The organism is Paenibacillus sp. ALJ109b (genome assembly GCF_010747435.1).
GTDB lineage: Bacteria > Bacillota > Bacilli > Paenibacillales > Paenibacillaceae > Paenibacillus > Paenibacillus taichungensis.
On sequence record NZ_JAAIFP010000006.1, the window covers coordinates 134880 to 149917 of the forward strand.

General features: G+C 48.0%; 14 protein-coding genes. 4 read left to right on the forward strand and 10 right to left on the reverse strand.

The annotated features are described in order from the left end of the window. Positions 1–39: 39 nt before the first annotated feature. Positions 40–387 (reverse strand): bacillithiol system redox-active protein YtxJ, encoded by a 348-nt coding sequence (gene ytxJ / locus G3352_RS06830; RefSeq protein WP_076288209.1) that lies wholly within the window; start codon positions 385–387, stop codon positions 40–42. 122 nt (positions 388–509) lie between these two features. After that, on the reverse strand, positions 510–923 hold the full coding sequence (locus G3352_RS06835; protein WP_163755216.1) for a hypothetical protein: 414 nt from the start codon (positions 921–923) through the stop codon (positions 510–512). Positions 924–1194: 271 nt separating this feature from the next. Between G3352_RS06835 and G3352_RS06840 the strand changes: the two genes are divergently transcribed. Next, a complete protein-coding gene (locus G3352_RS06840; RefSeq protein ID WP_076288207.1) occupies positions 1195–1722 on the forward strand; it encodes a type 1 glutamine amidotransferase domain-containing protein in 528 nt (175 codons plus the stop codon). A 113-nt stretch (positions 1723–1835) separates the two neighbouring features. Here G3352_RS06840 and ptsP read toward each other — a convergent pair whose 3' ends face one another. The 4 genes from ptsP to aroA all read right to left on the reverse strand — a co-directional run bounded on the left by ptsP (position 1836) and on the right by aroA (position 7576). Further along, positions 1836–3596: a phosphoenolpyruvate--protein phosphotransferase gene (gene ptsP, locus G3352_RS06845; RefSeq protein ID WP_163755218.1), complete on the reverse strand. Its 1761-nt coding sequence runs from the start codon at positions 3594–3596 to the stop codon at positions 1836–1838. Next, on the reverse strand, positions 3593–5473 hold the full coding sequence (locus G3352_RS06850; RefSeq protein WP_163755220.1) for a glucose PTS transporter subunit IIA: 1881 nt from the start codon (positions 5471–5473) through the stop codon (positions 3593–3595). The genes ptsP and G3352_RS06850 overlap by 4 nt, the downstream gene beginning before the upstream one ends. Positions 5474–5625: 152 nt before the next feature. Further along, positions 5626–6060: a CoA-binding protein gene (locus tag G3352_RS06855; RefSeq protein ID WP_053784277.1), complete on the reverse strand. Its 435-nt coding sequence runs from the start codon at positions 6058–6060 to the stop codon at positions 5626–5628. Between the two features lie 220 nt (positions 6061–6280). Further along, positions 6281–7576: a 3-phosphoshikimate 1-carboxyvinyltransferase gene (aroA, locus tag G3352_RS06860; RefSeq protein WP_163755222.1), complete on the reverse strand. Its 1296-nt coding sequence runs from the start codon at positions 7574–7576 to the stop codon at positions 6281–6283. Between the two features lie 164 nt (positions 7577–7740). On the opposite strand from aroA, the gene G3352_RS06865 reads away from it, so the two are divergent. Continuing rightward, positions 7741–8046 carry a rhodanese-like domain-containing protein gene (locus G3352_RS06865; protein ID WP_163755224.1) on the forward strand — a complete coding sequence of 102 codons (306 nt, stop codon included), beginning with the start codon at positions 7741–7743 and terminating at the stop codon, positions 8044–8046. A gap of 275 nt (positions 8047–8321) precedes the next feature. Here the strand turns inward: G3352_RS06865 and G3352_RS06870 are convergent, their stop codons facing one another. The 3 genes from G3352_RS06870 to G3352_RS06880 all read right to left on the reverse strand — a co-directional run bounded on the left by G3352_RS06870 (position 8322) and on the right by G3352_RS06880 (position 11401). Next, entirely contained in the window at positions 8322–8831 is a 510-nt protein-coding gene (locus G3352_RS06870) for a shikimate kinase (RefSeq protein WP_240342969.1), read from the reverse strand. Between the two features lie 390 nt (positions 8832–9221). Beyond that, positions 9222–10631 (reverse strand): NADP-dependent phosphogluconate dehydrogenase, encoded by a 1410-nt coding sequence (gene gndA / locus G3352_RS06875; RefSeq protein ID WP_163755226.1) that lies wholly within the window; start codon positions 10629–10631, stop codon positions 9222–9224. A gap of 170 nt (positions 10632–10801) precedes the next feature. Next, positions 10802–11401: a hypothetical protein gene (locus tag G3352_RS06880; RefSeq protein WP_113053909.1), complete on the reverse strand. Its 600-nt coding sequence runs from the start codon at positions 11399–11401 to the stop codon at positions 10802–10804. A gap of 238 nt (positions 11402–11639) precedes the next feature. On the opposite strand from G3352_RS06880, the gene G3352_RS30845 reads away from it, so the two are divergent. Further along, complete coding sequence (locus G3352_RS30845; RefSeq protein WP_205524742.1) at positions 11640–11780, forward strand: hypothetical protein; 141 nt, start codon at positions 11640–11642, stop codon at positions 11778–11780. A 76-nt stretch (positions 11781–11856) separates the two neighbouring features. Here G3352_RS30845 and G3352_RS06885 read toward each other — a convergent pair whose 3' ends face one another. After that, a complete protein-coding gene (locus tag G3352_RS06885; protein ID WP_163755228.1) occupies positions 11857–13149 on the reverse strand; it encodes an MFS transporter in 1293 nt (430 codons plus the stop codon). A gap of 294 nt (positions 13150–13443) precedes the next feature. On the opposite strand from G3352_RS06885, the gene G3352_RS06890 reads away from it, so the two are divergent. Then, positions 13444–14919, forward strand: a complete 1476-nt coding sequence (locus G3352_RS06890) for an aminotransferase class I/II-fold pyridoxal phosphate-dependent enzyme (RefSeq protein WP_063565751.1) — start codon at positions 13444–13446, stop codon at positions 14917–14919. Positions 14920–15038 lie beyond the last annotated feature (119 nt).

Below are 15038 nucleotides of genomic sequence, written 5' to 3' on the forward strand. Positions count from 1 at the left end.
ATTACGACAAATTTATGCATTAATCAATTAAAATAGGCTTTAGGACTCACGCAGTGCATTCGTGATTGTGGTTGAAGTAATATTCGAGTGGGAAGTATGCCATACAGGAATTCCCTTTTTTACTAGAATCGCCTGCGGAGATTCGTGCTTAACACCCAGCTTGTCCGCTGCTTCATTGGACACAGGGCGATCTTCCACTACATAAATGATACCGTATTTCACTTGTTCACTTGGACTATTTTGCAAATAATCGTTCATCTCCTGATAAGCGTTCGCGCTGATCGGGCAGCGTGTACTGTGCTTAAACAGAAGCAAGGGTTGATCCTCGGTAGCCTCCACTGCGGAGTTTAGCTGTTCAATACTTGTCATTTTAGTCATGTCAGCCATTTGATATACATCCCCCTTTACCAGGATTACCGCTATGTTGAGCGTTTTCACTCTACGATATCTTAACAAAAAGCGGGCGAAAAAGCCAATTTTCATGAAAACAAGCATTTTGCACGTCAAAATTAGACAGCATTCGAGAAGTGCGCCTGCCATACAAAGCCGGATAATTGACCTAATCTGCGCTGTGTTATCTCGATCCATTCTTGATCATTAGATTTCTGGGCATATCCCATAATATCCAGCAGAAGGTTAATTCTCTCCTCCACAGCACGTTGCATCCGATGCTCCATCTCACGATCCGAAGCGTCCGGCCAGGCCAACAATTGTTCATGGAAGAGGTCCGCAAGTTCATTACGTTCTCCAAACGATACATCCTGTTTCGCTGGCTGTTCGCCGAGTGTACTGATGCACTCTTTCAAATCCGGCTTGACCGGCTGAAGCACTTCATAGGAAACACAGTCTGTACAAGCAAATACAGGTACGTTACGAATCTCCACCTTTTTGGCATATACCACCGTTCTTAATTCCAGTTCCATTACATGTCCGCATCTGCACGTCTTACGCACAGTCATCACCTCATTCGTTCTATACTCTTATATAGATACCATTCGACCTATTTCCGCTCAAATCCTGCTATAAACCATAGGTTGCACAAATTACCACCGTCTCCAGAAGAAGGTTGTCGAATGTAGGCATTTATTGAGTTGTAATCGCTTCCCTGCTGGCGAGATTGCATGACGATGAAGTCACCATGAGAATCTGTTACAATAAAGACGCTATGTGCTAATTACCGCAAAAGGAGAGATGATGATGAGATTAACAGGCAAAAAAGTCATCGCCCTGGTCGATGAAGAATTCGAAGATCTTGAACTGTGGTATCCGGTGCATCGTGTCCGTGAAGAAGGCGCTGAGGTGCATCTCGCCGGAGAGAAAAAAGGCAAAACCTACATTGGTAAATATGGTGTTCCCGCCGAAGCGGAATACAGTTTTGATGAATTGGATAGTTCAAACTATGATGGTATCCTTGTACCCGGGGGCTGGGCACCAGACAAGCTTCGTCGCTACCCCAAAGTACTTGAGCTCGTTAAGGAAATGCATGCGGATCGTAAGCCGATTGGACAGATCTGTCACGCAGGCTGGGTACTGATATCCGCCAAAATACTGGACGGGGTTACGGTCACATCTACACCGGGTATCCGGGATGACATGGAAAATGCCGGAGCCATCTGGAAAGATGAGGCCGTTGTTGTGGATGGACACATCATTTCAGCTCGTCGTCCACCTGACCTTCCGCCATATGGCAAAGCATTTTGCGATGCACTTGCTGAAAAATAAAACAAAACCCCGCGCCAATGGCGTGGGGTTTTATCGTTAAAATAAGACTATTTTCCAAAATTGTAAAAAAGTTAATATTTTCACTTAAAGGTATTTATTTGAAAATATCCCATTCAAGATGCATTCGATCCACTCTGTTCATCTGGACTGCCCATCGAATCATTGAAGACCTGTAGGCGCTCTTCGATGTCTGCACTTGTCCGCAGGGTGAAGCAATCATGGGCTGCCTCTTTGGCAGCAGCAGCCGTCGTATTCAGTACCCTGTGCTTCACACGCAGCAAGGATTGTGGAGACATACTCAGATTGCTGATCCCCAGCTCCAGCCATAGGGGAATCGAACGCTCGTCTCCTGCCATCTCTCCGCAGACACTGACATCAATGCCTGCCGTATGAGCCGCATCGACTGTTGCGCGAAGCATGCGAAGTACAGCTGGGTGATACGGATGATACATATGTGCAATCTGTTCATTCATTCGGTCTACAGCCAGTACATATTGCACGAGATCATTGGTACCGATACTGAAGAAATCAGCTTCTTCGGCAAGCAAATCGGCTATCATCACCGCTGCCGGAACCTCAATCATGATGCCCACCTGAATATGCGGATCGTACGGCAATTTGCGCTCGTCCAGATCAGACATCGCTTCACGCAGGATTTCATTGGCCTCCTGAAGTTCTTCTACCGAAGAGATCATCGGATACATAATTTTGACATTGCCTGCAGCACTTGCCCGAAGAATGGCTGTGAGCTGTGTTTTGAACAGATCTTTGCGGTCCAGACTGATCCGAATCGCACGATATCCCAGAAATGGATTATCTTCTTCTGGTAGTTCAAAATAGTCTAGCTGCTTGTCACCACCGATATCGAGTGTACGAATAACGACAGACTGACCAGCAGTTTTCTCAGCGACAAGACGATAGACCTCATACTGTTCCTGCTCACCCGGGAACGTAGCGCGGTCCATGTATAGGAACTCTGTCCGGAACAACCCCACGCCCTTTGCCCCATGTTTCAGTGCCATATCCAATTCCTTGACGGAACTGATGTTAGAAGCCAGATGCAGAACGGAACCATCTTTGGTTACGGCATCTACTGTTGCAAGTACCTGCAACTGCTCTTTTTTCTTCAATTGTTTGCTGCGAATCATCGTGTAACGTTCAATTGTCTTGCGATCCGGCTCCGTAAATACGAGGCCATTATCTCCATCAACAACCAGCATATCTCCGGTCTCCACCGGCATGCCAAGACTCGCTTCCAGACCGGAAACGAGAGGAATGCCAAGTGCACGAGCCATAATTGCCGAATGTGATGTTTTGCCTCCGATGAGTGTCACAATGCCCAGCACGTGGCTTGGATTCAAATGCGCCAATTGAGAGGGAGACAGCTCTTTGGCAACAAGTATATAAGGCTGGGTATCCGATGGAAGCGTAATTTCCGGTGCTCCCAGCAGATGCTTTAACAGACGGTTCCCCACGTCCTTGATGTCAATGGCCCGCTCCTTCATATACTCGTCTTCGAGCAGATCAAACATGGTGACAAAATGATCAATAGCCTCTTTGACGGCTACTTCTGCTGCTTTGTACTGCCGTTCAATAATGCCTCGAATTTCGTTCATGAACACCGGATCTTCCAGAATGGCCAGATGCGCATCAAAAATGCTGGACTCTTCAGGACCGACCACTTCCTTGAACTCGTTCTTGATATATTCAATCTCATCCTTCGATGTCCGTATGCCCTCGTACAGCCGTTCGAACTCTTGGGCGAGATCCACCGAATCCATCTTCTGATCCGGCAGATCCCATTCCCAACTGGGCAGGACAAATGCTTTGCCGATGGCTATGCCTGCAGCGCCGTTGATGCCTTGTATCTTCATTCTACCCCTCCAACGTTCCTGTCATAGAGCACCACGGACATAACGGATGCCTGACCTTTCTTAACTTGCTTAAATGGAGCGAAACTCCATGATTTGACACGATCGGGATTCGTGATGACCATCGGTGTCGTCAGCGATGCCGCCTCGGCTCGCAATACAGCCAGGTCAAACTTGATTAACAACTGACCTGGCTCCACCGTGTCCCCTTCCTGAACAAAGGCTTCAAAGTGGCCTTTCAGTTGGGATGTGTCAATACCGATATGCAACAGGACCTCAAGTCCCTCCCGGGTTGATATGCCCAGTGCGTGCATCGTCGGATACATGTGCATAATCGTTCCATATACGGGTGAGACCAGCTCTCCTTTTTCCGGAACAAAGGCTACTCCATCGCCCACAAGCTTGGCTGCAAATATCTGATCCGGCACCTCCTCAATCGGCAGCATTTTGCCCTGCACAGGAGCACAGAACAGCACTTGTTGCAGATCCCGTTCGAGCAGCTTCGCAATCTCTTCCCGGATTAATTCCGAATAAGTGCCAAATACCACTTGTACGTTACCGCCACCCAGCTTAATGAGCCCTGCCGACCCCATACTCTTCATTGCACCTGTATCGATTAACCGATCATTATGCACGGTGAGTCGAAGTCGTGTAATACAGGCCTCTACCTGCACAATGTTTTCTTTCCCGCCCAATGCTTCCAAAATGAGAGGAGCTTGATAAGGAATGTTACCTACCCAATCTTCCAGCATGGACCCCTCTTCACGTCCTGGAGTTGGAATCTTGAACGTACGAATCGCCCACCTAAACAGGAAATAATAGACCAACCCATATAGTATGCCAATCGGTATGAGCTTCCAAGCATTCTCCGATAGATGGAAATTGAGTATGTAGTCAATAACGCCAGCCGAGTAGGAGAATCCATGGCGTATATCAAGCCAATAACTGATCCACATCGCAAGTCCTGACATGACTGCATGCACGATGAACAGATAAGGTGCCGCAAACAAAAAGGCAAACTCAATCTGCTCCGATACCCCTGTCAGAAAACAAACAAGTGCGGAAGTGAGAAATGTTTTTTTAATTTTCGGCTTCAGGTCTTCCCTTGCCTCCTGAATAATCGCAAAGGCAATCGCTGGAATCGCAAACATCATGATCGGGAATAACCCAGCCATAAAATACCCTGCTGTCGGATCACCCGCAAAAAATCGCGGCAAATCCCCTTGCACAATATTGCCGTCTGCTGTTTCATACGTCCCCAGTTGGAACCAGAACACATTGTTAAGCAGATGATGCAGTCCGAAGGCCACCAGCACCCTGTACAAGACCCCATATATAAACAGCCCAAAACCGCCGAGACTGTATTCCCAGGTGGCGATGGCGTTCAATGCATGTTGTAGAATGGGTGCGATCCATAACATAAAGAAGGAGAACAGTGCCGAGCACAGCCCTACGATGAGCAAAACAAACCTGGAACCACCGAAAAATTGTAAGATTTCGGGAAGTTTAATACTTTTGAAGCGATTATGCGTCACCCCGGCAAGTGCGCCGAGAATAATTCCAATTAAGGAAGCAGGTTGAACGGTGCCATCCCCGAAATTGCGAGTCACCTGATCATATATCACAATACCAGCCAGAGCAGCGAGTCCCGCTTGTCCGGCCTGGTTGGAGAGTCCCAGCGCTACACCGACAGCGAACAAATACGGCAAAAAATAAAAAATACCGTGTCCGGCCACGGTAGACACTTCACCAACAACTTTCAATCCCCAGGCGTCCCAGGGCAAACTGCCAACACTCAGCAAAATTGCGGCGGCGGGCAGGACCATTGTAGGCAGCATTACCGCTCGTCCGAGCTGCTGCAAGGATCCGAGCCAATTCATGGCGACCTCTCCTTTCTATCCTAGATGGTAAGCTTTACGCAACGTTTTGTCAAAGCAAAACAGTATCCTGTTGGTAATTTATTCTATATTCCAAGAATGTAACAGAAAAATCCCGTCAACTCGAGGTTAACGGGATTTTTAGTGATTGAGATTTAACCGCGTCCAGCACCGCGCAGAACGATGGAATCCTCTACCTTGATACAACGATTCGTTACCGCTGTCATGCCGTTCTCAGCAGCAATCTGTACGGCTTCATCACTATGGATACCAAGCTGAAGCCACAATACATTCGCTTTGATCGCCGCAGCTTCACGAGCGACATCCGCACAATATTCATCGCGGCGGAATACATTCACGATATCAACCGGCTCAGGGATATCTGCAAGAGTCGCATATACCGTCTCCCCGAGAATCTCACCTTGTACCTGCGGATTTACCGGGATGATGCGATAACCTCTGCTTTGCATGGCTTCCGCTACCATATAGGAAGTGCGATCTGATTTGTCCGATAAGCCGACGACTGCGATGTTGCCTGCCTTGCGCAAAAGTTGTCCAATTTCTTCACGAGTAGGATTGTTAAATTCCATGTTCAAGCACCATCCTTTTCTGCTTAAAGTGCGTGTTCAAAAAGACCGGTTTTCAGTACCGAGAAGATGGGATGAAGCTAGAAATGGAGTAGCGGAGCGTAGGGAAAACTACGTGAGCAACGGACATTTCGGCTGAATTCCATATTCGATGCTGATGATGCCTCCAGGCATCCTTCGTAATCAAAAGCGGTTTTTTGAACAACCTCTTAAACGTGTTATTTTACTCTTTTACCCATTGAACCGAGGCGCCAAGCGCCTGCAAATGATCGAAATATTGCGGATAAGACTTGGCTACATGGTGTGCATCCCGAATACGAAGCGGTTCTTTGGAACGCAGACCGACAACGGTCAGTGCCATAATTACGCGATGATCGTAGTGAGCGTTAATCTCAACGCCGCCTTCGACGCCTTCTGGACGACCATGTACGATAATCTCGGCCTGACGTTCTTCTACGTTGGCTCCTGCCTTCCGCAGTTCGTTCAAATAATCCGTAATTCGGTCACATTCCTTGTAACGTAAGTTCTCTACATTATAGAACCGTGAGGTGCCTTCCGCAAACACTGCTGCCGCTACCATGGCCAAAACCGCGTCTGTCGCGGCATCTCCATCGAATTCCACGGCTTTCAATGTACCGTTACCTTGCACGTGAACCACATCATTCTCATGCGTCAACGGCACTTCCATCATGCGCAGAACATCAACGATAGCACGCTCACCTTGTTTGCTTTGTTCCATCAATCGCAAAATTTTAACATCCGATTGAGTGACCGCCGCGGCCGCGAGGACAGCTGCTGAACCCGGATAGTCTCCTTGAACCGTATATGTTTGCGGTTTATAGGCTTGGCCGCCAGGTACGCGGAAGGACATGTAATCATCAGTCGCATGAATGACGATACCCGCTTGTTCCAGTACTTCCAGCGTCTGACCAATAACCACTTTGGATTTCAAGTCATTCAATACTTCAATTGTGCTGTCTTCGGCCAGGAGCGGAGTTACAAACAGCAACGCACTCAAATACTGGGAGCTGACAGAACCGGATACACGGATATGTCCACCCTTAGCCTGACCACCTTTGATCGTGATTGGCAAGCGTCCTTGTTCGTGCTGTACCTCAACACCCAGCTGACCAAGCGCATCGATCAGGTCATCATGTGGGCGTTTGCCAAGAGAATCCGGGTACGTATTTACAAACGTCACCTCAGGACAAAGTGCCGTTACCCCCATTAGGAAACGCAGCACTGCACCCGCATTGCCTACATTTAATTCACGCACATCATGTGGATGGCTGCCAAAGCCCTGGATAACGATTTTGCTGTCATCTTCTTCAAGCACTGCTCCAAGATCGCGAATACATCTGCGCATAGCGTCACTATCTTCACTATGAGCCGGGTAATGGATCGTACTCGTGCCTTCTGCCAGCGCAGCAGCTAGCAAGTAGCGTGTGGTGTAGTTTTTGGAAGACAAAGCTCCAATTTCCCCTTTCAGGGATGGGGTCGGTTTAACGATAACGTCCATGGATGAAATTCTCCTTCATTGATTATAATGTGCTTCGTTAGATGATCCTGTTACGTATTTGGTTCAGGATACATACGGTGATGCTGTACTGCCAAATTGACATTCCATACATCGCTTGGGTATCATTATAGGCGTTAAGTCCATACAGAAAAGAGGACCTGAATATGACACAAATTGCTGAAATTGAAACTTCTGAGCTGCGCCGCCGCTTGCAGGCGGGAGAGAAGCTGCAGATGATAGACGTCCGTGAGGACGATGAGGTCGCACAAGGCATGATCGAGGGAGCGAAACACATCCCGCTTGGACAGATTCCGGACAGACTGTCCGAAATTCAAAAGTCTGGTGAGATTGTTCTGATCTGCCGTAGTGGATACCGTAGCGAACGTGCCTGTGAGTACTTACAGCAGCTCGGATATGATGGCTGCACCAATATGGTTGGCGGCATGCTGCAATGGCAAGAGGAAAACTAAATAATATCAGGATTAGGGTAAAGGGTTAGGATAGCTAGCTGCAATCAGCAGTTCTCGATAACCACCATGCACCCTGATCCTTACCATCAGTCAAACGGGCCAATCGGCCCGTTTTTCACATCAATCTCTCACGATCACATCCCATTCACCACTTTAAATCCTTCAACATATCTTCTTCCACATGCGAAATGTATCCCTCTCCATGCATCGACCCTACACTCATGTGTACGTTCTATCCATACTCTCACTGACGAGAAAATGAAATAATTACAAGCTTAGACGCGGTAATGCGCTAAAATTAAACGAGTCACTTCAGAAGCGGATAACTCGGTTGTATCCACCGTGTAATGCGCAAACCGGTATGCGTCCTTCCGTTCCTGCATAATGGTCTGAATGCGTTCCTCCGCATTGCCTGCCAAGAGCGGACGGTTATCACAACCGCTGACGCGTTCTACTATCACTGCCGGATCAGCAGTCAGTGCAACCACCCAGCCGTTCTTCGACATGACATCGCAGTTGTCCGAACGTAGTACCACACCGCCTCCGGTCGCAATCACCTGCGCCTTTTTCTCTAACACCGAGCACAACATGCGACTCTCGGCATCGCGGAAATACGTCTCTCCCTTGCCTGTGAACAACTCAGAAATCGTACAGCCTTCCTCTTTTTCCACCGCGGCGTCCACATCAATCAGTCGGTAACCTAACTCGCGTGCGAGCATGTCAGCGACGGTTGATTTGCCAGTTCCCATCATGCCGATGAGAATAATATTGTTAGACTTGCTCAAGGTGTACACTCCTTTAATTCAAGCAATTCGTGAGCACTTTTGTCCTATCATAACACAGCCCTGCGGACGGGGGAAGGCCATAGTATGACTGTCTTCCCTCCATACATCCGCAAGCACTTCCAGATCATATCGAAGCACTTCCTTGTAATCCAAACGATTTTAAAGAACTCAGATCAGCCTATTTTGGAAATATAGGCGATTTTAAAATTGTAACGAATCTCGATGTAGGACCCAGCTTACGCATACGTTAAAAAAGAGACCTGGAGCTCATCGGTATGTACCGACTCTCCAAGTCCCCCCTTTCCAAGCTTCAGTCCATGCTTTTCTTCCAGCCAAGGTCCTTGATTCAGGACAATTTAGCCAAATCTCACGGACTTGCGTTATACGCTACTATTCCATCCAGTTGTGGTGGAAGCTGCCTTCTTTGTCCAGACGTTTGAACGTATGAGCACCGAAGTAGTCACGTTGTGCTTGCAGTAGGTTCGCAGGCAAACGCTCTGTACGGTAGCTATCGTAGTAGGACAATGCACTGGAGAACCCAGGAACCGGAACGCCTTGAATTACCGCAGCAGCTACTACTTCACGCCACGCACCTTGGTAGGATTCTACAATATTTTGGAAGTATGGATCCAGAAGCAGGTTTTTCAGTGCTGCATCTTTGTCATACGCTTCTTTAATGTTTTGCAGGAACTGCGAACGGATGATGCAACCACCACGGAAGATCATAGCGATGTTGCCGTATTTCAGATCCCAACCGTACTCATCGGAAGCTGCACGCATTTGGGCAAAACCTTGTGCGTAGGATACGATTTTACTTGCAAACAGCGCTTTGCGAACATTCTCGATGAACGCTTTTTTGTCACCGGAGAATGCTTCAACCGCAGGTCCGTTCAGGATTTTGCTCGCTGCCACACGCTCGTCTTTCATCGCAGACAGGAAGCGGGAGAATACGGATTCCGTAATCATGGACAATGGTACGCCGAGATCCAGCGCGCTTTGGCTTGTCCATTTTCCTGTTCCTTTTTGTCCAGCTGCATCCAGAATGACATCAACCATTGGTTTGCCCGTTTCTGGATCGTATTTGGAGAAGATGTCTGCCGTGATTTCGATCAAGTAGCTGTCCAGCTCTCCTTGATTCCATTCTGTAAAGATGGCGTGAAGCTCCTCAACGGACACATTCAACACGGATTTGAGCAGGTGGTAAGCTTCACCAATCAGCTGCATATCTCCGTATTCGATACCGTTATGCACCATTTTTACATAGTGTCCGGCACCATCTGGTCCGATATATGTACAACAAGGATCGTCACCGACTTTGGCCGAAATGGCTGTCAGGATCGGTTCAACCAGCTTGTACGCACTCTCTTGTCCACCTGGCATAATTGCAGGGCCTTTCAGAGCGCCTTCTTCCCCACCGGATACACCTGTACCGATGAAGCGAATGCCTTTGTCTTCCAGCTCTTTGCTGCGACGTTGTGTGTCAGGGAAGTATGCGTTACCGCCATCAATGATGATGTCGCCCTCATCCAAATGAGGAAGCAGTTGTTCAATGGTAGCGTCGGTTGCATAACCAGCTTGTACCATGATCAGGATTTTGCGCGGGGATTCCAGGGATGCCACAAACTCTTCAATAGAGAATGTGCCTGTCAGGTTTTTACCTTCGGCTTCTTTCAGAAGATCGTTGGTTTTCTCCGGGGAACGGTTAAATACCGATACCGTGAAACCTCTGCTTTCAATGTTAAGGGCCAAATTTTTGCCCATTACTGCAAGTCCAATGACACCGATCTGTTGTTTCGCCATCTGGTCCTCCATCCTTTGCTCCAATTAATTTTATTGAATGAATTCTCAACAATACCCCCATTTTAACGGTTTTACGCATAGAAGTGAACCCCGGACCATGGTCGCACAGCGAGAAAACACCCCAATTACCTGAGGTGTTCATCGTATTTTCATAAATACAGCGTTATATTTCAGCCTTCCAGCATCAACATGTGCCCTGACAACTGCTTTAAGACTTTACGACAGGCATCTGCTTTTTCGATATTATCCGTCTGAATGGCGGCATGCAGACGCTCCAGTTCATCGTCTACTTCCATGCGCAGCAGCATGAGTCGCTCCTCACCTTCGCGCGAGAGAAACATTTCTTCCATCTCTTCCGCCGTCGGCGCAGGTTCCTTTTGAAAAATAACACGCTGTTTGAACCCGGATACTTCAACGAGACGAATGACTTCACCGAACAAAATATTCTCCACGGTCATCTGCTGATCCTTAAAGCGTTTCACAACGGCATGCCCGCGTGTATCCCCAATCAGTTTCTCCAACCATTCCGCAAGTTTTGCATCTTTGATAATATAATCTCCTGTCATCTTGTAATTCCCACTGCGCGTCTGTTGAAAACGGAGCTTTACCAGCTTGCGTCCGGTGCGGACTGACAGAATAAAAAAGGATTCGTCCTCGCTCCAATATAGTGAATACCCCTCACGAATAAGGTCTTTGATCAAATTTTGGATATGCCGACGGTTGAACCGCAGCTCCAGATTGCAATATTCAACTTCATAACTCTTATTCACGGCACTCCCTCCATCTGTACCGGAGATGCTCCGGCCATCTTCTTCAATCGCTTCTACTCAATCGGCTTACCCTATTTTATACTTCATTTTATGTAAGGGTACTTGGTTATTTGACTATTTTTCACCGATTGATCCGGAGGATCGCAGCTTTCCGCAGATGCACAGGGGCAAGCCCCCGTTTTTCATGATATAACGGACGCGAAATGGAGGTATGCAGAGGTCATGTCCGGACTGCGAGTTGATCGGGATGATCCGCTTCCTGCGGATGGGGAAAAGTTCCTGGAAACGGTTCGTTCGCAGTAAGTTCCCGAGGTTGACTACTGCGGCGGGCAGAACAATCTTCACGTCGTTAGCTAAATGGATGGACTATGCTGCATAAAAAGGGAGTTCCACAGCCTGTACGGTTGTTGGAACTCCCTTTTCTTATTAGATCAACCTTACCAGGCTTCATCGCTTCATTTAGCAGGAGCTGTACGATACGGTTTACGGGATAACACATAGTGCACAACAGCAAGTCCAGCCATAACGACAGCACTTCCGATAAATGGAGCAGGATGACTAACGTGATCCCACAGCAGTCCGGATACAATCGGTCCTACGACCATGCCTGATCCCTGAAGGGTCAGGAAGAAACCCCAGATCGCTCCGCGTTCTCCTTTGGGAATCAATGTGGCTACAAACGCATTCCAGGCCGGGAGAATCATCGCATAGCTGACGCCAACCAGCATGACGATGCCGAACACAACAGGAATAGACGTAATGGATGAAAAAGCAAACAGGCTTGCTGCTGCCATTAAAAAACCAATGTTCAGGAACGGTGCCGTTCCAAACCGGTCTACCATTTTCCCTACAGGCAACAGTGCAATGACCGTAATCCCGCCACCGGCTATCAGCAACAAGCTGTACAGGTTGGGCGAGATGTGCAGGTCTGTGCGAGTGTATAGCGTAATCACGGGACTGAGCAGACCAATAACAAAGGACTGCATGAACAGTGCAGGATATACGAGCGGATTCACATTAAGGGTGCTTCGTACCCGTTGCAATGTGCCCTGGACACTGTTTTTGAGTCGGATGAAAGGCGTAAGAATATTCGGTTTAGCCGGATATTTCATATCTGTCCGCTTGGTCTCACTTTCCGCATGCTCACCCTCAACAACGACACGTCCGGGTAGAATCAAGGCGACCAGAATGACCAGAATTGCAACACCCATCAACACCAGGAAAATGGTGCGATAATCGTGATGCGTCCGTTCCAATAACCAGTTCATTCCGATCGGCCCAAGTCCAGTCCCCCCAAGTGCCGCCATCTCCAGCGCACCCATGGCTGTACCGTTCTTATTCTGCGGCCCCGACATCGCGGTCACGCCCGTCATGGCGCAAGGCCAAAGGGGTGACGTACCGACTCCAAGAATGAGGCAAGCCATGGCAAGGCCAAATGCACTTTTGAAAAAGATAATCATGATTACAGCAACTAATGTACAAATTAGGGCCGTCACCATTGTAGCGCGAAACCCGATCCGTTCTGCTGCCCAGCCAGAGGGAGCCCGGAACAGATTATCTCCCAAATATTGAAGGGCAAAGGCCACACCAATTACGCCAGCGGATAAGCCCAGAATATTGTCCATATACACGGGCAAAATAGCGACCAGCAGGGCACCCTTGATGATTTCTACTAGAAAAAGCGTTAGCCACATGGCTATAAAGAAAGGTGATCGCAGGATTTTGGCTGGTTTTGTATTGGTTTGCATTCTTTTTCCCCTTTCGATGCTTGCTTGCCCATCTCCTATCCTTACTGTAACCGTCGGGGATGTGTCCAAATCTCAGCAATTCGAAAAATTGTCAAGCAATACTGCTTGCATTCGGTTCTTAATTTGCTATACTCAAATTTGTTTGAGATTACAAAATGATAAGTTATCAGCGAAGCTGAACTAAATCCGTGATCGCAAGAAAAACATCCGCTACATGCGGTCTGTCTTCATAGAATTTACGTCGAAAGACGTTTTTCTTACAAATTATAATTAGGAAAGGTTGTGACAGCACTGATGGATCACCGCCGTACGCCGCTGTTTACCGCTTTAAAAAATCACGCGGCACTCAATCCGGTGCAATTTCATATTCCGGGACATAAAAAAGGATTGGGAACGGACACCGAATTTCGTGAATTTATCGGCGATAATGCCCTCTCCATAGATTTGATTAACATCGCACCGCTAGATGATTTGCATCAGCCAACCGGTGTCATTGAGGAAGCGCAGATTCTGGCAGCCGATGCCTTCGGAGCCGATTATACCTATTTTAGTGTACAAGGCACAAGCAGTGCCATCATGACCATGATTCTGTCCGTATGTGAACCGGGTGACAAGATTATTGTGCCCCGTAATGTGCATAAATCGGTCATGTCTGCCATCATTTTCTCAGGAGCGAAACCCGTGTTCGTCTCTCCTGCGCAGGATGCCAATCTAGGAATCGATCACGGTGTCACTACCGGCGCGATCCGACGTGCCCTTGAGCGTCATCCCGATGCCAAGGCATTGCTCGTCATTAACCCAACGTACTTCGGCGTATGTACCGATCTGAAAGAAATTGTCGAACTGGCGCATAGCTATCAGGTTCCAGTACTTGTGGATGAAGCACATGGCGTGCTCATTCATTTCCATGAAGATCTGCCACTCTCAGCCATGGCCGCCGGGGCTGATATGGCTGCAACGAGTGTACACAAGCTGGGTGGTTCGATGACTCAGAGTTCTGTACTCAACCTGAACACGAAGAATGGCTATGTGAATCCGCAACGTGTACAAACCATTCTTAGTATGTTGACTTCAACGTCGACTTCTTACATCCTGCTGGCTTCGCTCGACACGTCGAGACGTAATCTGGCTCTGAATGGCCATCAGATGGCACAGAAAGCCATTGATTTGGCTGAGTTTGCAAGACGCTCCATTAATGATATGGACGGACTGTATTGCTTCGGCAGAGAGCTGCTGGGCACAGAGGCTACCTTTAATTACGACCCAACCAAAGTAACCATTCATGTTCGCCACCTTGGAATTACAGGCTACGAAACAGAGAACTGGCTACGTGAGCATTACAAAATCGAGGTAGAGCTCAGTGATATGTATAATATTCTGTGCCTCATCACGCCGGGAGATACGGATGACTCCGTAGAAATCTTGCTGAACGCCCTGCAAGATCTATCCCGTACGTATTATCAAGTGAATCCAGCCCACGAGCTGGTGGTTAAGGTTCCAGATGTCCCACAGCTGATGCTGACTCCACGTGATGCGTTCTATGGTGATACCGAAGTCATTCCTTTCAAGGAATCCGCGGGCCGAATTATTTCGGAATTCATCTACGTATATCCACCAGGAATTCCGATTCTGCTGCCAGGTGAGGTTATCACTCAGGAAAACATCGACTACATCATTGATCATGTTGAAGTTGGACTGCCTGTAAAAGGACCTGAAGACCGTAGCGTAACCAATGTAAAAGTCATCGTGGAAGCAGATGCGATTTTCTAGAACAGCCACCTCTTCATGAGGTTGATCGATCTCTAAGGACCAAGCGGGATGCTTGGTCCTTTTTATTTTTTTCTCCACACAGACTTGTCCTGCCTTGTGTTATGATCGCTGTCTTATTT